The 19,861-nt window shown below is 57.8% G+C and carries 21 protein-coding genes and 1 pseudogene; 15 read left to right on the top strand and 7 right to left on the bottom strand.

Translation table 11 applies throughout. From position 1 onward, the window contains the following. Window positions 1–280: 280 nt before the first annotated feature. Window positions 281–481, top strand: coding sequence for a hypothetical protein (locus RAC79_RS14860; RefSeq protein ID WP_174039661.1), 201 nt, complete (start codon window positions 281–283; stop codon window positions 479–481). A gap of 42 nt (window positions 482–523) precedes the next feature. Here RAC79_RS14860 and RAC79_RS14855 read toward each other — a convergent pair whose 3' ends face one another. Then, on the bottom strand, window positions 524–1,939 hold the full coding sequence (locus tag RAC79_RS14855) for an MATE family efflux transporter (RefSeq protein WP_211412034.1): 1,416 nt from the start codon (window positions 1,937–1,939) through the stop codon (window positions 524–526). A 178-nt stretch (window positions 1,940–2,117) separates the two neighbouring features. Here RAC79_RS14855 and RAC79_RS14850 point away from each other — a divergent pair, with 178 nt between their 5' ends. After that, complete coding sequence (locus tag RAC79_RS14850) at window positions 2,118–2,576, top strand: MarR family winged helix-turn-helix transcriptional regulator (protein WP_174039660.1); 459 nt, start codon at window positions 2,118–2,120, stop codon at window positions 2,574–2,576. A 46-nt stretch (window positions 2,577–2,622) separates the two neighbouring features. Here RAC79_RS14850 and RAC79_RS14845 read toward each other — a convergent pair whose 3' ends face one another. The 4 genes from RAC79_RS14845 to RAC79_RS14830 form a co-directional block, all read right to left on the bottom strand. Further along, on the bottom strand, window positions 2,623–2,811 hold the full coding sequence (locus RAC79_RS14845; RefSeq protein ID WP_174039659.1) for a hypothetical protein: 189 nt from the start codon (window positions 2,809–2,811) through the stop codon (window positions 2,623–2,625). A 65-nt stretch (window positions 2,812–2,876) separates the two neighbouring features. After that, window positions 2,877–3,884: a cell division protein FtsZ gene (ftsZ, locus tag RAC79_RS14840; protein WP_174039658.1), complete on the bottom strand. Its 1,008-nt coding sequence runs from the start codon at window positions 3,882–3,884 to the stop codon at window positions 2,877–2,879. Between the two features lie 51 nt (window positions 3,885–3,935). Beyond that, window positions 3,936–5,231 carry a beta-ketoacyl-ACP synthase II gene (gene fabF / locus RAC79_RS14835; protein ID WP_174039657.1) on the bottom strand — a complete coding sequence of 432 codons (1,296 nt, stop codon included), beginning with the start codon at window positions 5,229–5,231 and terminating at the stop codon, window positions 3,936–3,938. A gap of 166 nt (window positions 5,232–5,397) precedes the next feature. After that, complete coding sequence (locus tag RAC79_RS14830) at window positions 5,398–5,985, bottom strand: TetR/AcrR family transcriptional regulator (RefSeq protein ID WP_044460126.1); 588 nt, start codon at window positions 5,983–5,985, stop codon at window positions 5,398–5,400. Between the two features lie 98 nt (window positions 5,986–6,083). On the opposite strand from RAC79_RS14830, the gene RAC79_RS14825 reads away from it, so the two are divergent. From RAC79_RS14825 to RAC79_RS14810, 4 genes are all read left to right on the top strand, one after another. Further along, window positions 6,084–7,193, top strand: a complete 1,110-nt coding sequence (locus RAC79_RS14825) for an efflux RND transporter periplasmic adaptor subunit (RefSeq protein WP_135398151.1) — start codon at window positions 6,084–6,086, stop codon at window positions 7,191–7,193. Then, window positions 7,193–10,306, top strand: a complete 3,114-nt coding sequence (locus RAC79_RS14820) for an efflux RND transporter permease subunit (RefSeq protein WP_142844998.1) — start codon at window positions 7,193–7,195, stop codon at window positions 10,304–10,306. The genes RAC79_RS14825 and RAC79_RS14820 overlap by 1 nt, the downstream gene beginning before the upstream one ends. 141 nt (window positions 10,307–10,447) lie before the next feature. Beyond that, entirely contained in the window at window positions 10,448–11,035 is a 588-nt protein-coding gene (locus RAC79_RS14815; RefSeq protein WP_174039656.1) for a glutathione S-transferase family protein, read from the top strand. 232 nt (window positions 11,036–11,267) lie between these two features. After that, window positions 11,268–12,080: an oxidoreductase gene (locus tag RAC79_RS14810; RefSeq protein WP_174039655.1), complete on the top strand. Its 813-nt coding sequence runs from the start codon at window positions 11,268–11,270 to the stop codon at window positions 12,078–12,080. 176 nt (window positions 12,081–12,256) lie between these two features. On the opposite strand, the pseudogene RAC79_RS14805 reads toward RAC79_RS14810, so the two are convergent. Further along, a pseudogene (locus RAC79_RS14805) lies at window positions 12,257–12,408 on the bottom strand (isoprenylcysteine carboxylmethyltransferase family protein); the annotation flags it as partial. Between the two features lie 375 nt (window positions 12,409–12,783). Between RAC79_RS14805 and RAC79_RS14800 the strand changes: the two are divergent. The 9 genes from RAC79_RS14800 (at window position 12,784) to RAC79_RS14760 (ending at window position 19,577) form a co-directional block, all read left to right on the top strand. Beyond that, complete coding sequence (locus tag RAC79_RS14800) at window positions 12,784–13,191, top strand: low affinity iron permease family protein (protein ID WP_078051580.1); 408 nt, start codon at window positions 12,784–12,786, stop codon at window positions 13,189–13,191. Between the two features lie 104 nt (window positions 13,192–13,295). Then, window positions 13,296–13,913, top strand: a complete 618-nt coding sequence (locus RAC79_RS14795) for a flavodoxin family protein (RefSeq protein ID WP_174039670.1) — start codon at window positions 13,296–13,298, stop codon at window positions 13,911–13,913. 268 nt (window positions 13,914–14,181) lie between these two features. After that, a complete protein-coding gene (locus tag RAC79_RS14790) occupies window positions 14,182–14,499 on the top strand; it encodes a PepSY domain-containing protein (protein WP_174039654.1) in 318 nt (105 codons plus the stop codon). A 27-nt stretch (window positions 14,500–14,526) separates the two neighbouring features. Further along, window positions 14,527–15,135 (top strand): general stress protein, encoded by a 609-nt coding sequence (locus RAC79_RS14785; RefSeq protein WP_080820180.1) that lies wholly within the window; start codon window positions 14,527–14,529, stop codon window positions 15,133–15,135. A gap of 68 nt (window positions 15,136–15,203) precedes the next feature. Further along, window positions 15,204–17,348: a catalase C gene (gene catE, locus RAC79_RS14780; RefSeq protein ID WP_174039653.1), complete on the top strand. Its 2,145-nt coding sequence runs from the start codon at window positions 15,204–15,206 to the stop codon at window positions 17,346–17,348. Window positions 17,349–17,390: 42 nt separating this feature from the next. Then, window positions 17,391–17,891: a ferritin-like domain-containing protein gene (locus tag RAC79_RS14775; RefSeq protein ID WP_003520646.1), complete on the top strand. Its 501-nt coding sequence runs from the start codon at window positions 17,391–17,393 to the stop codon at window positions 17,889–17,891. A 76-nt stretch (window positions 17,892–17,967) separates the two neighbouring features. Continuing rightward, the gene (locus RAC79_RS14770) at window positions 17,968–18,627 is read left to right on the top strand and encodes a DUF6766 family protein (protein ID WP_174039652.1); all 660 of its coding nucleotides are present in this window, start codon (window positions 17,968–17,970) and stop codon (window positions 18,625–18,627) included. Between the two features lie 10 nt (window positions 18,628–18,637). Then, complete coding sequence (locus RAC79_RS14765) at window positions 18,638–19,261, top strand: cysteine hydrolase family protein (protein WP_161987863.1); 624 nt, start codon at window positions 18,638–18,640, stop codon at window positions 19,259–19,261. Window positions 19,262–19,379: 118 nt separating this feature from the next. Continuing rightward, window positions 19,380–19,577 carry a hypothetical protein gene (locus RAC79_RS14760; protein ID WP_174039651.1) on the top strand — a complete coding sequence of 66 codons (198 nt, stop codon included), beginning with the start codon at window positions 19,380–19,382 and terminating at the stop codon, window positions 19,575–19,577. Between the two features lie 21 nt (window positions 19,578–19,598). On the opposite strand, the gene RAC79_RS14755 is transcribed toward RAC79_RS14760, so the two are convergent. Next, on the bottom strand, window positions 19,599–19,829 hold the full coding sequence (locus RAC79_RS14755; protein WP_003520650.1) for a hypothetical protein: 231 nt from the start codon (window positions 19,827–19,829) through the stop codon (window positions 19,599–19,601). Window positions 19,830–19,861: the final 32 nt, after the last annotated feature.

The following is a 19,861-nucleotide window of genomic DNA, read 5'->3' as shown; positions in this document are numbered from 1 at the left end:
AATTACAAAGAAATTCAACATGAAAGCCCTCCCATTGTGGAGGGCTTTCGTGCGTTTTGGGGCTAGCACAACTCAAGCACAAATCCGGCCTCTCATTTGACTATTCCCCTATGCCGGTGATTCCATCCTCTTGAAACAACTGAAAAGGGAACGGAGGCAGGCGTGGCAAGTCATGAAATCCTCGGTGGGAAGGTCAACGTCTACCGGCGAGGGGGCCTCACCTGGCATTGCTCCGCCTCTCTCAAAGGCCAGCAGTATCGCACCAGCACCAAGGAAACGGGTGCTCGAGCAGGCCAAGTCCCTTGCCGAGGACTGGTATCTCGGTTTGCGCGGCAAGCTGGCGGGTTTGATCAAGACCGAGGCGACCTTTGCCATAGCAGCCAAGAAGTTTGAACGGGAATACGCCATCATCACCGAAGGCGAGCGCAGGCCACACATCTTAGGCAGCGTCCCAAACCCGATTGACGATATTGGCAGCTAAGGCTGCCCTGATGCGATGGCGATCTTCTGGCACTCGACGTCTCTACTCGGCAGTTTGAGCGTTCTCTTGCCTGCCAAGATGGAACATCCGGCGCGGAAGCACGGCGAGGGCCGTCAGTCCCCCGTATGCGATCGCCGCGGCCGCCACGATCTGGAAAAGGGAATTGAGACTTGCCTGAAACCAGATCACCGAAGCCCACCCGACGAAAGCTGCCAGGATCATCCTGACTGTTCCGGCAAGAACCGGGAGTAAAACACGCTTCAGTCCCTGGCTTGCAAAATAAAGCGCCAGTCCCAATCCAACTGCACCATAAGCCGGTGCGACAATTTGCAGATACTGGGAGCCTAGCTGCTGCACATCCGGGTCCGCCGTGAATAATCTCATCCAGGTCATGGGGAACAGAGTGGCCAGAATGCCGATTGTCTGCGTGAGGCCGAATGCGATACCTGCGCCAACCCAGGCGACCCGGCGGGCGCGTTCGATCTGACCCGCTCCGATATTAATCCCAGCCATGGTGACGATAGCGGTTCCAAGACCGAAGATGATGGGGATTTGCAGATAATCTAGCCGCGATGCGATGCCGAACCCCGCAATTGCGTCTGCGCCGAAGTGGCCGACGGCTGCCGTTACAAACGTAACCGTCAGATTGACCTGGATCGTGCCGACTGCGGAAGGCAGGCCGACACCCAGAATGTCCTTGAACAGTCGACCTTGCAGCGGAACGATTTTGAACTTTAGCGGGCTGCTTGAGGAGCGCAGGTATAGGGCAAGCACCAGTGCCGCGGTGAGATAATAAATGAAGACCGCAGCGCCTCCGCCTGCCACGCCGAGCTGCGGGAAGGGGCCCCAGCCGAAAATCAACAGCGGGGACAAGACGAGGAGAAGGAACGCGCCGGAGATGATGACGAGGGCAGGCACGTTCACGTTGCCAGCGCCCCGCAGGGCTGCCGAAAGCAAAGCCGTGATCCAGATGGGAATGGAGCCTGCGAACACAATTCCTGAATAGAGGAGGGCGGCCTTAAGGGTTTCTCCAGTCCCTCCCATTGAGCGGTAGAGCGCAGGTCCAAGAAGGATTGCAGCGACTGAGAAAATAGCTCCGAATACTATGGCCAGAACAATCGAATGCCAGACAAGCCCATCGGCATCAGCGTAGCGGTTGGCTCCCAGCGCTCGGGCCACAGCCGAGGAAACTCCCCCTCCAATCCCGCCATTCGACATCATTTGCATCAGCATGAGGACCGGAAAGACGAGGGTCACGCCCGCTAAAGCCTCGGTCCCAAGGAAGCTGACGAAGTAGGTTTCCGCGACCCCAACAAAGGTCTGGACCACGAGAACGACGACCGTGGGCAATGCCAACCGAAACAGTGTGGGCGTGATTGGTCCCTGAAGAATTCCACGTGGTGTCTTCTGTGAAATTGTTGAGACATGAGAATTTTTGCTGTCAGGCATATCGGCCATGGCTGATCCTAAAAAGCTCTCCGAGGCTCTGCTCCGCTCCCAAGGCCATGGGCTCGCAACCGGTTCTCAGAATTTGAAAATAGATTGTTTTCGAAATCTAAATTATATAGAGTTCATTCGCAATCTAAAATATCGCTTCCGAGCGCGAGACCGGAGCCCGTGCAGGTGTTCAAAACCAATGTTTCAAGGATCGATAAAAGCTGAAATGGTGGAAAACCCGCTTGTCGGGAATCTATGCTTTGCCGTGCAGCGGACAAACCGCATCATCTCTCGCCAGATCAACGATGCATTGCGCTCCACAGGACTAACGGCAGAGCAGATATTTCTTCTTGCAGCGATTGGTGAAGCAGGTTCCCCTCGAATATCGGAGGTTTCGCTACTTCTTGGCCTTGACCACTCAACCGTCGTTTCAAATCTAAAACCCCTGGTGAGAAAGAACTGGGTGACGATGTCCGTGGATGTGGATGATCGCAGGGCACGAAGGCTTCTGCTCACCGACAACGGGAGCGCTCGGCTTGCAATGGCATTTGAGCGTCTTCAGGAACTTGGAGACGCGCTGATGAAAAAGGTTGGCGGCAAGCAGAATACTCTTAGCCTGTGCCGGATGCTTAGCGAGCTATCGACAGCGTGCGCTTGACATAGGCCGCGCGGGCGACCGGTAGATAAGTGCAAGGATACAGCCATCACCCCTTATTTTCGGCGCCGTCTTCCCGCACTACCTCCTTGTGGGGCTGTGCCTTTAATCCAGCCACTTCGGTCTCCAGGCGGGCCAGCCGTTTTTCCAGCGCGATGAGGTAGTCTCCCTGCGGATCGTCGATACTCAGGACGGCATCTTCCCACGATCGCCATTTTTCTCGAAAACGCTTCAACATTTCAAATCTCCATGGCCATCAATTTTACAAATCGGCGCTTGCGGGCCCCAAAGTATGAGCGAACATCACGCCATTCGCTCCGAAAGGCGGATCACCTCTGCCGGTTGCCTCAAACCTGTGGCGACGACTGAAACTCTCAGCCGCCTTTCAAGCGCGTCATTGAATGTCGCGCCGACCACGATATTGGCGTCGTCATCGACTTCCTCGCGAACACGTGTTGCCGCTTCATCGACATCAAAAAGGGTCATGTCCGGTCCGCCTGAGATCGAGACGAGAAGGCCTTTTGCTCCCATGACGGACGCTTCATCGAACAGCGGATTGGCAATCGCTGCCTCGGCGGCATGTCGGGCGCGGGCGTCTCCCGTTGCCTCGCCCGTGCCCATGACAGCACGGCCCATGTCACGCATGACTGACCTTACATCGGCGAAGTCGAGATTGATCAATCCTTCCTTGACGATCAGATCGATGACGGAACTGACCCCGGCATGCAGCACATGATCTGCCATTTCGAATGCATCCGCGAAGGTCGTCTTCGCATCGGCAATCCGGAACAGGTTCTGATTGGGGATGACGATCACCGTGTCTGCGCATTCACTAAGACGCTCGATTCCCTGCCGCGCTGTTCGCATTCGCTGGGTACCTTCGAATGTGAAGGGCATGGTGACGACGCCGACCGTCAGTATGCCTGCCTTGCGCGCAGCATGGGCGATAACGGGTGCGGCACCTGTTCCCGTTCCGCCCCCCATGCCCGCCGTCACGAAACACATATGGGTTCCGTGGAGGTGATCCATAATCTCGTCAATCGACTCTTCGGCGGCCGCCTGTCCAATATCGGCCAATGATCCGGCGCCAAGTCCCTCCGTGACGGTCGGGCCAAGCTGGATAAGCCGTGGCGCTTTTGACATGGACAAAGCCTGTGCATCGGTGTTCGCAACGATAAACTCCGCGCCCTCGAGATCGTGCACGATCATGTTGTTGACAGCATTGCCGCCGCCACCGCCGACGCCGATGACGGCAATCCTTGGCTTGAGGAGCGTTATGCCGGGCGGTGAAACGACAGTCGTTGGTTGCATGGTGGGAGCGTCCTGGTGGAGACTTTGTTCAAAGGGGATCACCCGCGGGGGTTAATCAGCTAATGGCGTACGATTGCCTCTCCTCGGCCAGCGTCGAAACACTGCGCTGGCATTGACGCCACCGAAGCCGAAGCCATTGGATATCGCATATTCAACATCGAGGGGTCGGGCATCGTTTGCGACAAAGTCGATGCCATTGGCTTCAAGGTCCGGTGAACTGAGATTCAAGGTCGGGGGCGCGATCTGGTGCTGGAGCGCCAGGATCGTAAAAATAGCCTCAAGGCCGCCGGCTGCCCCCAGCAGGTGCCCCGTCGCCGACTTCGTGCCGCTGACAGCGATCGACTTCCTTTGGCCGAACAGGCTCTTGATTGCTCTGAGCTCTCCGAGATCTCCAACCGGGGTCGAAGTCGCATGTGCGTTCAGATGGCCGATGTCGTGCGGCGCGATACCAGCCTGCGCGATGGCGATTTGCATTGCCCTGCGGGCGCCGCTTCCATCTTCCGGCCCGGAGGTAATATGATGGGCGTCGGCGGTCGTTCCATATCCAACGAGTTCTGCTATCGGCGTCGCACCACGAGCAAGGGCGTGGCTTAGGGCTTCAATGACGAGGATGCCTGCGCCTTCGCCCATAACGAAGCCGTCGCGCGCGGTGTCGAAGGGACGTGACGCTTTGGCCGGGGTTTCGTTAAAGCCTGTCGATAGTGATCTTGCCGCTGCGAAACCACCAAGGCTGACAATGTTCATACAGGCCTCGGTTCCACCACAAACCGCAATGTCGGCTTCATTGGATCTGATCAGTCGCGCTGCATCGCCAATCGCCTGAACGCCGGCGGCACATGCCGTCACCGGGGCTCCCAGCGGGCCTCTAAAGCCATGCCGGATAGAGACTTGTCCGGCAGCGAGATTCACGAGAAAGGATGGAATGGTGAAGGGCGAGAGGCGGCGCACGCCGCGTTGGTCGACGGTACGCACCGCCTCCGTTATCGCGGGAAAGCCACCGATGCCGGATGCGATGATTGTCGCCGTTCTCAGTTTTTCTTCTTCGGAAGCTGGCTTCCAGTTCGCCTGCGCAAGGGCCTCTTCCGCCGCTGCCAGCGCAAAGATGATGAAACGGTCGACCTTACGTTGATCCTTCGAGGACAGGGTCCTGTCAGGATCAAATCCTCCTTCAGGATCGTCTGCCAGAGAAGGGACCACGCCTCCGATTTTTGACGGCAAATCCCCGACGATGTCATCACCCAGCCGACGGATCCCGCTTTTGCCAGCAAGGAGCCGAGACCAGGAGATATCGACATTTGCACCAAGGGGGCTGACGGCTCCCATTCCCGTGACAACGACACGACGCATTTGCATTCCACCTGTCTATGATCAAAAATTTGGCATGCCTTCGGCGTCCGACCGAATGACCGGTCGTGAACTTGGGACATGCGGTTTGCGCTATACTCGCCTGATACGCGTGCGGATTCGGCTGAGCCGTGACAGCTACCGGCGACGAATATCCAAAAACGGTCTGTTAGTCGCTGCGATCGCGGCCAGCAATGCGCCGGACCTCGCTCGCTGCCGCGTCGAGTACGCTCGTCGACAGCAGTTCATCCTCGATGATACGCGACAGCGTCACCGCACCGACCATCATGGACAATATTGCCATGGCTTTTCCGCTTCGAGCTCTATCGTCGCCCTCTCCGATGAGTTCTTCGAGCACCTCGAAATGCGCCCGGATACCATCTTCAAACGGGCGCCGAACTTCGGCGGTTTGACGCGCCGCGTCGGAGCCGAGAGCAACAAGCGGGCATCCTTCTGCCTTCTCGCCGCTATGATCTTTGGAGAGATAGAAGCTGATGATCGACTCCAGGGGATCTGACGTGTCTGCTGCGGCATCAGACCACCTTCTCGTGGCGCTCTCGAGAGCACGCCGTGATGCGAGCGCCGCAAGATCGTCTTTCGATGCGAACTGTTTGTAGAATCCACCCTGGGTGAGGCCTGCACCCTTCATCAGGTCTTTCAGGCCGATCCCGTCGAAACCATGCTCTCGAAACAACCGGCTGGCGACGTTTATCACCCTCTCGCGGTTTTCCTCTGCCTGTACGCGGCTCACTCTCATGTGGACCTCCAATTAGATTTCATTTGACATCTATATGTCTTTTAGAGTTAGAGTGCAATCTAATATTTTTGAACGGGCCGTCAAGAAGGGACGATGAAATGAAACGGAAACTTGTTGTCACTGCAGCAGCAGTGCTGGCGCTGGCCGCAGGCGGAGCCGCAGCACTGCTGCTTCCGGCGCAGGCACCAGAGGCAAAGGCTGCCGATCCCCGGACCTTGGCACCACTGGTCAACCTCGCGACGGCCAGGCTCCCTGGCAATTCGAGCAGCAGCTTTACCGGAACCGTTGGCGCCCGGGTCCAGAGCAATCTCGGCTTTCGCGTTCCCGGAAAGATCGTTGAACGTTTCGTCGACGTCGGGGAGCAGGTGAGCGCTGGCCAGCCATTGATGAGGCTTGACGAGACCGATCTTCGCCTTGCTCTGACCGCCAAGCGAAACGCTGTCATCGCAGCACAGGCGACGTTTGTTCAAGCGAAAGCCGATGAGAAACGCTTTGCCGTGCTGGTGAAGACTTCTGCTGCCTCGACGCAGCAATATGAACGATCGAAGGCCCTGCTGGATACGGCGACGGCACAGTTGGCCGCCGCTCAGGCTGAGGCGAATGTTGCTGAAAACGAGGCCCAATATACGGTTCTTGTTGCCGATGCAGATGGAACCATTGTCGAGACGCTCGGTGAACCGGGCCAGGTGGTAACCGCCGGGCAGCCGGTTGTCCGGCTCGCGAAGTCAGGTCCGCGCGAAGCCATTGTCTGGCTTCCCGAAACCATGCGCCCTGAAATCGGGGTTCAGGCTTCTGCCTCGGTGTACGGCAGAAACAATGTGGAGAAGGCCAAGCTGCGCCAGATCTCCGATTCTGCCGATCAGCAGACCCGCACTTATGAAACGCGCTGGGTGCTTGAAGGGGGGGCTGCAAATGCGCCCCTGGGAGCGACCGTCACCATCGAAATCGAGAACAGGGATGTGCAGAATCATGCCGAACTGCCGATAGGCGCTCTGTTGGATGACGGGACGCGGACGGGCGTCTGGGTGATCGATCAGCAATCGTCCGTCGTGAAGTTTCGTGATGTGAACGTGGAGCGGGTGAGCGAAGAGAATGTGGTCGTCACTAATGTCAAGCCGGGAGAGGCGGTCGTTGCGCTTGGCGCACATCTTCTGAAGGATGGAGCGCAAGTTCGCACCAGCGTTGGTACAAAAGAGGCGGCAAACTGATGAACCTCAATCTGTCCGCCCTTGCGGTTCGCGAACGCGCCGTGACGCTGTTCTTCATCGTCCTTCTGTCGCTTGCCGGCGTCTATGCCTTCGTCAAGCTGGGACGCGCTGAAGACCCCTCCTTTACCATCAAGACGTTGACGGTCACGACTGTCTGGCCGGGCGCAACCGCGCGGGAGATGCAGGATCTCGTTGCCGAGCCGCTGGAGAAGCGCATTCAGGAATTGGCCTGGTACGACCGGGTCGAGACAACGACGCGCCCCGGCTTCGCCTATCTTACCGTCACGCTCAAGGACAATACGCCGCCAAGCGCCGTCGCCGAAGAATTTTATCAGGCGCGCAAGAAGCTCGGCGATGAAGCCAGAAACCTGCCGCAGGGTGTTCTGGGACCGTTCGTGAACGACGAATATTCCGACGTCAGCTTCGGCCTTTACGCTCTCAAGGCGCAGGGCATGCCGATGCGCGATCTCGTCCGGGAGGCCGAAAAGATCAGGCAGGACATGCTTCATGTTCCCGGCGTCAAGAAAATCAATATTCTCGGCGAACAGCCGGAGCAGATTTTCGTAGAGTTCTCCTATGAGAAGCTCGCCACGCTCGGCATATCTTCTCAGGACATTGCCGCAGCCCTTCAACGGCGCAATACCGTTACGCCCGCTGGCTCAATAGATACGCAGGGTCCGCAGGTCTTCATTCGTCTCGATGGTGCCTATGACAGTGTTCAGTCTATCGCTGATACGCCCATCGTCGCTTCCGGCCGCGCGTTGAAGCTTTCCGACATTGCTGAGGTACGCCGGGGTTATCAGGAGCCGGCAAGCTATGTCATCCGTCATGACGGCGAGCCGGCCATCATGCTCGGTGTTGTCATGCAACAGGGCTGGAATGGTCTGGAGCTTGGCAAGGCTCTCGAGGAGCGCTCCAGCCGGATCGCACAGTCGTTACCCCTTGGCATAACGCTGACGAAGGTCAGCGATCAGGCTGTCAACATTGATGCGGCGGTGGGTGAATTCATGGTGAAGTTCGCCATGGCCCTCGGCGTGGTGCTCTTCGTCAGTCTCATTGCGCTCGGCTGGCGGGTGGGCATCGTTGTGGCTCTGGCCGTTCCGCTGACGCTGGCTGTCGTCTTCATCATCATGCTCGAGACGGGGCGCTTCTTCGACCGCATCACGCTCGGTGCATTGATCCTGGCACTTGGCCTGCTTGTCGATGACGCCATCATCGCCATCGAGGTGATGGTCGTGAAGATGGAAGAGGGCATGGACCGCATCAAGGCGGCTGCCTATGCCTGGAGCCACACTGCCGCACCGATGCTGTCGGGCACGCTTGTGACCGTTATCGGCCTGATGCCGGTCGGTTTTGCCGCCTCTGCAGCCGGTGAATATGCGGGCAATATCTTCTGGATCGTCGGTTTCGCGCTGATCGTTTCCTGGTTCGTGGCGGTGATCTTTACGCCCTATCTCGGCGTAAAGCTGTTGCCCGATATCAAGCCGGTAGCAGGTGGCCATCATGCGATTTACGATACGCCGAATTACAGACGCCTGCGCGGCGCGATCGAATTCACCGTCAAGCACAAGTTCCTGACCTGCGCCATTGTCGGCGTCGTCATGGCGCTCTCGGTCGTGGGGATGGGTGCAGTGAAGCAGCAGTTCTTCCCCACATCGGACCGCCCTGAGGTTCTCGTCGAAGTCCGCATGCCAGAAGGCACGAGCATCGAAACGACGACCGCCACGGTCAAGAAGCTCGAGGCCTGGTTGAAGCAGCAGCCCGAAGCGAAGATCGCGACCAGTTACATCGGCCAGGGTGCGCCCCGCTTCTTCTTCGCCATGGCGCCCGAACTGCCCGATCCTGCCTTCGCGAAGATCGTTGTGCTGACATCCGACGCCCATGAGCGTGAGGTGCTGAAACTTCGTCTGCGGGAAGCCGTTGCGCAAGGGCTGGCGCCCGAGGCATTCGTGCGCGTCACGCAACTTGTCTTTGGCCCCTACACGCCATTCCCCGTCGAGTTTCGGATCAAAGGACCGGACTCGGAAGAGCTGTACAAAATCTCCGAGCAGGCACTTGCTCTCATGAGCTCTGTACCTGACGTCAGAAATGCCAACCGCGATTGGGGTAACCGCACACCCGTCGTCCGTTTCGTTCCTGATCAGGATCGCCTGAACCTCATCGGCATGTCGTCCGCCGAGGCTGCCCAGCAGATACAGCTCCTGCTGAGTGGTGTTCCCGTGACGCAAGTTCGTGAGAACATCCGAAACGTTCCTGTCGTGGCGAGAAGTGCCGGTGAAATCCGCCTCGATCCTGCAAGGCTAGCCGACTTCTCGCTCGTGACAAGAGACGGCCGTGCGATCCCGCTCGATCAGATCGGCCACACGGAGGTGCGCTTCGAAGAGCCGATCCTCAAGCGTCGTGACAGAACGCCTGTGGTGACGGTCCGATCCGACATTAACGAGGCGACCCAACCGCCGGAGGTTTCGCAACAGGTGATGACCGCTCTTCAGCCGCTCATTGCATCTATGCCTGCTGGCTACACAATCGAGATGGGTGGCAATATCGAGGAATCACTCAAGGCGAATACGGCTCTGGTGAAGGTGTTCCCACTGATGATCGCAGCGACCCTGATCGTCATCATCCTTCAGGTCCGCAGCCTGTCGACGATGACGATGGTGATGCTGACAGCACCGCTCGGTCTTGCAGGCGTCGTGCCGACCCTGATCCTGTTCAACCAGCCTTTCGGGTTTAACGCGATCCTGGGTCTTATCGGCCTGGCGGGCATCCTCATGCGCAACACGTTGATCCTCACCGAGCAGATCAAGGAGAACAAGGCTGCGGGTCTGGACGACTATCATGCCGTGATTGAGGCTACGGTGCAGCGAACGAGGCCCGTCATCCTGACAGCGCTTGCCGCGGTCCTCGCCTTCATTCCTCTGACGCATTCCGTTTTCTGGGGTTCGATGGCCTACACGCTTATCGGCGGCACGGCGGTGGGCACGCTCATCATCCTGCTCTTCCTGCCGGCACTCTATGCTGCATGGTTCCGCATCAAGCCGCCCAAGGCAGAAGTGCATCCAACGGAGCACGGGAATACGGAAACAGCTCAACATTCGCTTGCTGCGGAATAGCCAACCCGCACCTCCGCAGCAGAGGATGCTGCGGAGGGGTCATGCCGCTTTGGCGAGAGTGGCCTGGTTTGTGTGCCCACAGGGCCGTTTCGGAAGCCATGTCTTCGTCCCGCTTCAATCCTGCCAATGAGGAGTCTTTACATGAACCCCGTCGTATCCATTTTCAAATATCCTCCGGATGGGGGTAGAGGATATCACCGGGATATGCGCGTCAGGTGGGCTCTCGAGGAAGTCGGCCAGCCTTACACTCTACGGCATCTGACTTTTTCCGAGATGCGCTGCCCCGAATATCTGGAAATGCAGCCGTTCGGCCAGATGCCGATCTACCAGGAGGGCGATCTCATTCTTTTCGAATCCGGTGCGATTGTGCTTCACATAGCACAGCGTTTCGCCGGCCTCCTTCCGGATGAAGCGAATGCGCGCTCGCGCTCCATCATGTGGATGTTTGCAGCCGTCAACACGATCGAGCCCTGTATCGCGTCTGGCAGCGTCGGATATCTCAGTCAACGGCTCCAGCAACTGGGCGATACGCTTGGAGGGAAAGAGTGGCTTGAGGGGGCTCAGTTCAGCGCCGGTGATCTCATGATGGTGAGCGTACTGCGGCCGCTTAAGCACTCTGATATTCTGCTGGATAGTCCGGGCTTGCAGGACTACGTCGAAAGAGGCGAGCAACGATCCGCGTTCCAGCGTGCACTGGGCAATCCACCAGCGGACAGGCGAACGGCGTGACTTGATGGCATAAGCATCCGTCACACCTGTCACTCCTCAGGCAAGAACCGCCGTATTAACTCGACCGATGTTTCCCGCGTCGAGGCGATTCACCCACGTGTCGTGTGGACTGACCATCCGCCTCCTCAATTTCTGCATATGCGTTTTATTTCGCTTGCAATCTAACGGATTTATAGATTACAAACGAAATCTAAATTGATTTCTAATCCAACGCTAATTTTGGAGAGCGTAGATGTCGAGAGACAAGATTGTTGTGGTGACCGGAGCATCCTCCGGTATAGGGCAGGCGACCGTGAGGTTGCTGTCACAGAATGGGTTCAAGGTATTTGCAGGATCGCGCAATCCTGACAAAAGTGGACCGGTTCCTGGTGTCGAGTACGGACGTCTCAATGTGGACAATGACGAGTCGGTTAGGCAATTCGTCGATTGGGTTCTGTCCCGTTCAGGTGGGATTGATGTCGTGGTGAACAATGCAGGCGTCTCTCTTGTCGGGCCGGTCGAAGGCACGTCGGACGATGAGGCGAAGGCCCTTTTTGAAACCAATCTCTTTGGCCCACTGCGCATGATACGAGCGGTATTGCCTGCGATGCGGCAGCAGAATTCCGGCCTGATTGTCAATGTCAGCTCGGTCCTCGGCTTCCTCCCCGCACCTTATATGGGCCTTTATGCCAGCAGCAAGCATGCCCTGGAGGGACTATCTGAAACGCTTGACCATGAAGTTCGGCAATTCAACATTCGCTCCGTCCTGGTCGAGCCAACGTTCACGAGGACAAGTCTTGATGTCAATGCGAAGCAGACGGAGACCCGCATTGACGACTACGCCCATCAATTTGCCAAATCCAATGAGGCCGTTCTTTCCGCCATTAAGACGTCAAGCAGTCCGCAGACTGTTGCTGCCGAAATCATGGCGGCAATCACAGGTCCTCACAAAATGCGCAGGCCGGTTGGAAAACAGGCTACGCTTCTCAGTCGCCTGAAGCGGTTTGTTCCAGCCAAGGCATTGGATAGCGGCATCAGGAAGACGTTTGGGCTCTCCAGGCTGTAAGCATTCGCGGAATTCGCGCACCACAAGCAGAAAGTAGGGCGTACGGAATTCAGAAACTTCATGTCATCTATCGTCATGACTGACGGGTGCCACAGTCGCGCCGACCGCCACGTCCACTGCAGCGGTCAGTCGCACTGGCGAGAATATGTTAGCGCGCGCTCGGACCGACATGGGTTTAAAGCAGCGTTCACAACTACCAGCCGCCAGTCGATGTCGAACGAGCGCAGCGTGCGACGAAATGCTCTGCCGCCAACCCCAACAGCGGCGCTCCTAGATAGATGAAGGGCGGAGGGAAGTGCACACCCACACTGTCTGGTTCGACGGCCATGCTCATCTCCAATCTTTCCTCAAACCAGCATCCCGCGAGATCGTAAAGCTAAACCTGGCGGATAAGTCTTTGATCAATTGGATGTTTGCCAGTTTCAAAACAAAACCCCGTTGCACCCGCGACGGGGTTTTTTGTGTTTCGGGACTTATGAAATAACGACAAGCGTTAAGCTAACTTCGTCCCGCTTTGTCCTAATGCATAAGCGAAGTTGGAGGCTGCTCACTTCCGTCTGGCCTCTAACCTCGGAACCATCTGCTTTTTCCTTTGTTAGTGCCAACCTAAATGTAGCGCACGTTGTCGAGCCGACGCTCTTAGACAATATGACGGCTGCGTTTTTGCGCCGGAATCGGCGTCAGCGGTAAGGTGCAGCACGCTATGAACAAGTTCTTCACCCTTTTTGCCAGCCGTACCGCGTCCTTTTCAGGCTCGCCCACTGCGTTTGTCGTCGCGCTTGGCACGATCATCGTCTGGGGAGTAAGCGGGCCGCTGTTTGGCTTTTCGGAGGTCTGGCAACTGGTCATCAACACGGGCACCACCATTGTCACCTTCCTCATGATTTTCCTCGTGCAGAATTCGCAGAACCGGGATTCTGCAGCGATGGAAGCAAAGCTGGACGAACTCCTGAGAGCCGTGGAGCAGGCACGCGCAGATTTTATCGGGATCGAGCATCTCACGGAAGAAGAAATCGAGGAGATTCGCGCCCGGCTGGAAAAGGAAAACGGACCTGAAGGCGAGAAGCCACCTCCACATCACGCCATGGCGCGACTGCTTTCCCGGCGTTAGGTCAGACGGTTTGCCAGCTGGCGGCGGCCGTGGCCGTCTCCTGTCGCCGGGACATAGTCACCTACACCAACATGCGGCAAAGCCCGCTGACAGAAGGAGCTATTATGTCTCTCAAGGTCTTAGCATTGAATGCGACACTCAAGTCTTCCACCTCGGCAGAGCCGTCGTCGACCGAAAAACTGCTGACATTGATCCTTCGGGAACTCGGCAATCATGATGTGCAAACCGAGACGATCAGGCTTGCCGATCATGACATCAAGGCCGGCGTTACGTCCGATGAAGGCGAGGGGGACGCCTGGCCGGCCATCCGTGAAAAGATCGTTGCAGCCGATATTATTCTGATTGGAACGCCGATATGGCTCGGACAGCCCTCGAGCGTGTGCAAAAGAGCGCTGGAGCGCATGGATGCCTTTCTGGACGAGACCGACGCGCAGGGGCGTATGGTTTCCTATGGGAAAGTCGCCGCGGTGGCGGTCGTCGGAAATGAAGACGGTGCTCACCATGTTTCGGCGGAACTTTTCCAGGCCCTGAATGATGTCGGCTTCACTATTCCCGCAAATGCGGTTGCCTACTGGGTGGGAGAAGCAATGGGTTCGAAGAATTTCGTCGATCTCGATGAAACGCCGGAAGCCGTTAAAACCATGGTCAGCATGCTTGTGCGCAACTCGGTGCACCTGGCTCTGCTCCTTAAGAACAGTCAATATCCGGGCGACAAGGACTGACGTAATCAGGGCGGCCCTGCCGGCTTTTCCGCCAAGGACGTCGTATAAAACGGCTGCTACTCCTCACCATGCCCCGTCCGGCGTCGCGGGTAAGGCGATCATCATGTGAGGCGGCATTCTCCCCTGCCGATAATTATTTTCGGAACTCTCTGCATGTCGGTTTGTTCGAGAGGCGTTCATGCCGGCCCGAGATGGGTTTCCCGTCTCTCGGAGGAAATTCCCGAAAGGGAGGCTCGCAATCCATGATCCTAGCGGAGGAAAAATCCACATGAAGAAAACTGTTTTCGTTGTGTTGCTTCTAGGCGGCGGTGCGCTGTCGGCTTTCGCCCAGCAGACCCCAACCGCCAATCCGGGTGGCGATAAGCCGGCTGTCGCGACACCGGGCGCCAATAATCCGACGGCTCCGGTGGAGGGCGCCAATAGCTTCACTGAAGCGCAGGCCAAACAGAGGATGGAAGAGGCCGGGTACACGCAGGTCAAGGACCTGACGAAAGACGACAAGGGTGTGTGGATGGCATCGGGCGTGAAAGGCGGTAAGACCGTGGCCATAGCGCTCGATTATCAGGGCAACGTCGTCGCCAAGTGAGGCGCGCAGGATTTTGGGAGAAGTGACATGAGAACCGTAACCGGACTTTTCGACGACTATGACGATGCAAGTGCCGCCGTTTCCGAACTGGAAAGAGCGGGCGTGCCGTCAAGCGATATCAGCATCGTCGGCAGCAACGCCGACAGGCGGCATGGAGAGGATTCCGATTCCAACGCAGCGGAGGGCGCAGGCACAGGTGCCGGCATCGGTGCGCTTGTCGGTGGCGCGGGCGGTCTGCTGACGGGGCTTGGATTGATGGCGATCCCGGGCGTGGGGCCGGTGGTTGCAGCGGGCTGGCTTGCCGCAACAGCGGTCGGTGCAGCGGGCGGCGCCGTTGCCGGTGGCGCGGCCGGCGGGCTTATCGGAGCCATGACTCGCTCGGGCGTTTCCGAAGAGGATGCCAATCTTTACGCCGAAGGGGTTCGCAGGGGCGGTACGCTGGTCACCGCCCGCGTGGAAGATAATCTGGTGCCGGAGGCCGAGGCCGTGCTCAAGCGGCAGGGCTGGGTCGACCCTGCGGAACGCCGCGCGGCCTATCGCGAACAGGGCTGGACGGGCTTCGACGAGGCGTCGAGACCTTATGCGCCGGAAGATGTTGAGCAGGAGCGTAACCGGTACCGCCGCTCCGCAATTTGACGAACTCACCCGTCAGCCGGGGGCATGGTTTTGCCATCGCCTCCGGTCAACGCCTTGCAGGAGCTGACATGGCCAGAAAACCAGATTCCACCTCATCATCCGCCACCGCCACCATTCACGACCAGAAGCTTCTTCGGGGGGATGGCGGAGAACTGCACCAGACCGCGACCGGCGACGAGCCCGTGCTAACGACCGCGCAGGGCGGGCCGGTTGCAGACGACCAGAATTCCCTTCGGGTCGGTTCTCGCGGGCCGCTTGTCGTGGATGATTTCCATTTTCGCGAGAAGATCTTCCATTTCGATCATGAGAGAATTCCCGAGCGCGTGGTTCACGCGCGCGGTTACGGCGCACACGGCTATTTCGAGACTTACGACTCCCTTGCCGCCCATACCAAGGCCGATCTGTTTCAGCGGGCGGGTGAAAAGACCCCGGCCTTCGTGCGGTTCTCGACCGTCGCCGGCAACAAGGGGTCGGCCGACCTTGCGCGGGATGTGCGCGGTTTTGCCGTGAAGCTCTACACCAGGGAGGGAAACTGGGACCTTGTCGGCAACAACATTCCCGTCTTCTTCATTCAGGATGCGATCAAGTTTCCGGATCTCATCCATGCCGCCAAGCAGGAGCCTGATCGCGCCTTTCCGCAAGCACAAACCGCGCATGACACCTTCTGGGATTTCATCAGTCTCACGCCTGAAAGCATGAACATGGTCATGTGGATCATGTCGGATCGGACCATTCCGCGTTCCTTCCGGTTCATGGAAGGTTTCGGGGTCCACACCTTCCGATTCATCAACGCGAAGGAGCAATCGACCTTCGTGAAGTTTCACTGGAAGCCGAAGCTCGGATTGCAGTCGGTGGCGTGGAACGAGGCGGTCAAGATCAACGGCGCCGATCCCGATTTTCACCGGCGCGATCTTTGGACGGCGATCCAGTCCGGCAATTTTCCGGAATGGGAGTTGCAGGTTCAGCTTTTTGATCAGGATTTCGCCGACAGCTTCGATTTCGACGTTCTCGACCCCACCAAGATCATTCCCGAGGAGATATTGGCGCCCAAACCGGTCGGCCGGCTTGTCCTAGACCGGATGCCGGACAATTTCTTTGCCGAGACCGAACAGGTGGCGTTCATGACGCAGAACGTGCCGCCGGGCATCGATTTCAGCAATGATCCGCTGCTGCAGGGCAGGAATTTTTCCTATCTCGATACGCAGCTCAAGCGTCTCGGCGGGCCGAACTTCACGCATTTGCCCATCAATGCGCCCAAGTGTCCTTTCGCGCATTTCCAGCAGGATGGCCATATGGCGATGCACAATCCGACCGGACGGGCGAATTATCAGCCCAATTCCTTCGGGGAAGGGCCAAGGGAATCGCCGTCGCGTGGATTCCGGCATTTCCCTGCCGAGGAGCAGGGCGCCAAGGCAAGGTTGCGGCCGGAAAGTTTCGCCGACCACTATAGTCAGGCGCGCCAGTTCTACATCAGCCAGACGCCACCTGAACAACGTCATATCGCATCGGCGCTCACCTTCGAACTCAGCAAGGTGGAAACTCCCGTCATTCGTGAGAGGATGGTCGCGCATCTTCTCAATATCGACGAAACGCTTGCCGCGACGGTGGCGCAGAAGCTCGGCCTGCAAGCCATGCCGAAACCGGCGGATGCCGCCATGCCAACCCGTCAGGATCTGGAGCCGTCGCCGGCGCTCAGTATCGTTCAGCGGGGTCCCAAACGGTTCGAGGGTCGCAAGCTCGGCATTCTCATTACCGACGGCGTAGACGCCAAGCTGCTGAAGGGACTGACCAAAGCGGTCGAGGCGGAAAAAGCTGTCTTCGAGCTTATCGCGCCCAAGGTCGGCGGGGTAACGGCGTCGGACGGCACCTTCGTCGAGGCACATCACATGATTGATGGCGGGCCTTCGGTGCTTTTCGATGCGGTGGCGCTGCTGACATCGGCGGCGGCCATCGATGAGCTGATCAAGGAGGCAACTGCGCGGGATTTCGTCGCCGATGCGTTCCAGCACTGCAAATTCATTGGCTACGACCAGTCGGCGCTGCCGTTACTGGAAAAAGCGGGAATGGCCGATGTCATGGATGAAGGCATGCTGCCATTGCCGGGTGAAGGAGGACTGGCTGCCTTCGTATCAGAGCTCGGCAAACTTCGAGTCTGGGCGCGCGAACCGTCGCTCAAACTCGGCAAGGCCTCCGTGCCGGTCGATAAGCAATGAAACACCCACTCTCACTCACCACCAAGCAACAGGAGACTAAAAATGGCTGAGAAGACATTGGAAGACCTTTTCCTCGATACGGTGAAGGATATTTATTTCGCGGAACGCCAGATTCTCAAGGCGCTTCCGAAAATGGCGCGGGCTGCGCAGTCAGCGGATTTAAAGGCGGCATTCGAAAAGCACAGGGACGAGACCGAGGTCCACGTGGAGCGATTGCAGAATGTCTTCGAGTTGCTCGGCAAGCCGGCACGCGGCAAGACCTGCGAAGCGATCCAGGGCATTATCTCGGAAGGCGAGGAAATCATGGAGGAGTTCAAGGGCTCTCCCGCGCTCGATGCCGGGCTGATTTCTTCGGCGCAGGCCGTGGAGCACTACGAGATCACCCGTTATGGCACCTTGAAGACATGGGCGGTCGAACTCGGCATGAAGGAAGCGGCCAAACTGTTCGAGCAGACGCTGGGCGAGGAAAGCGCAACGGATACGGCTCTCTCTTCGCTTGCCCAGGCACGCGCCAACGTGAAGGCTAAATCCAAGGCGGCATGAGCCGTCACGCGGACGTGCCGCCGATACCGGCGGCGCGTCCAATTCTACAGTTGTCTCTTTCATGCGAGGCTGAACCATGAGGCTGTTTCGCGACAATGGATTGACGATTGTCCTTGTCCTGACTTCCCTTTTGACGATCGGTGGCATGCTTGCGACCGGCTGGGTCGTTTACAACGAGGAGCTTGCGCAGCATCAGGCGACGCCCCTGACGCTTCTTTCCTACGCAAAGAGCGGCCATTTTCTTTCCGCCCTGTTCGAAAACTGGGAGAGCGAATTTCTCCAGATGTCGGCTTATGTGATGCTGACTGCGTTTCTTTTTCAGAGAGGCTCGTCGGAATCCAAAGACCCCGATAAAGCTGCATCGCAGGACGAAGATCCCGCACAAAAAGCAGATGATCCCGAGGCGCCCTGGCCGGTGAAAGCAGGGGGATTTATCCGCACCCTCTATTCCTATTCTCTGGGATTGGCGCTGTTCTTCCTTTTCATCGTCAGTTTTGTTCTCCATCTGAAATACAGCGCTGACGCAGGGGCAGTGGAAGCCGCCATGCACGGTAAGCCCGAGACAACGCTATTTGCGCATCTGGGAAGTGTGGAATTCTGGTTTGAATCCTTTCAGAACTGGCAATCGGAGTTTCTTTCGACCGCGGTTCTCGTCATTCTCTCCATCTTCCTGCGCTTCCGCGGGTCGCCGGAATCGAAACCCGTTGCCGCTCCTCACAGCGAGACCGGCGGATAGGGAGGAGGAATTGATCGAGTTTTCTGCCGAGGGAGACTGGCGGCACCTGTGCGTCGACATGCAACGCGTTTTCGCCGAGGATACGCCATGGCATGTCGAATGGATGGACCGCATCAGCGAGGAGGTGGAGGCTGTGGTTCAAGGCGATCCCGCCCGATGCATCTTCACCTGTTTTGTGCCGCCGAAATCTGTCGAGCAGGCCGCCGGTGCATGGCGGGCCTATTATGAAAAATGGCCGATGATGACGCAGCAGTCGCTGGCCCCGGAACTGATCGGTGTTATACCAGCGCTGTCGCGCTACATACCGCCCGCCCGTATCTTTCGTAAAAGCGTGTACTCACCCTGGCTGCATGGAGGCCTTGGCGACATCCTGCGGGAGGAACGGGTTTCAACACTGGTGATTACCGGCGGCGAAACAGATGTCTGCGTTCTCGCCACCGTTCTGGGAGCGATAGACCAGGGTTTTTACGTCATTCTGGTCGAAGACGCGCTTTGTAGCGGAAGGGATGCGACACACGATGCGGCGTTGAAGCTGCTGTCTGGCCGTTTTTCGACGCAGTTGCAGGTGTGCGATACAGCGACCCTCCTTGCGGCGCTTCCCAGGCAATCCGCTCCGCGGTTCATGAGACCCTAATATCAGAATTGCTTCGGGCGATTAGCGGAAGCAGCCAGCGGTCTTCACCGAAGACAAGGAACAAGGCTCCCCTAGCGAAGTTAGGCCGCCTATCTTCACACGAACCGGAGGCTCCACCGTGGCCCAGACCGTTGATCACGAAACCAGCAACAGCCTCAATATCGAGGCGGCCACTCCCAAGGTGATTAAGATCATCGTGGGAGAGCGGACGGTGCTTGAGGGCGTGCTGAACACCGGCTGCGTCTTGAGAGTGCAGACAAAGGAAGGCGCCAAGCCACAATCCATCGAACTTGCGATCGAGGACCTGGCTCGGTGAAGGTTGTGGTGTGCGACCGGATCAACCCTGGAAATTGCCGTCGCTGGTATCCCGTTCGTCGTAGTTCAAATCCCAGTCCTTCTCCGGTTTTTTGACGCCGGGCGGCAGTTTGTTGACGGTTGCGTCGTCCGAACCGGTGATAACCCTTGGCTTCGCGCTCGCCACGCCGTTGTTTTTCGAGGTTTTCTTCCCGCGCGCAAATTGCGGTTCACTGTCCTTGTGAATTTGCTTCAGCTTGTCGTTCTTGTTCATGACGTCCTCCTTCATCCCTCCCTAACAGTTTT

It is taken from the genome of Agrobacterium sp. LR_9, from assembly GCF_041954855.1.
In the GTDB taxonomy this organism is placed as follows: Bacteria; Pseudomonadota; Alphaproteobacteria; order Rhizobiales; family Rhizobiaceae; genus Agrobacterium; species Agrobacterium leguminum.
This window is presented reverse-complemented; position numbering and strand designations above follow the sequence as displayed.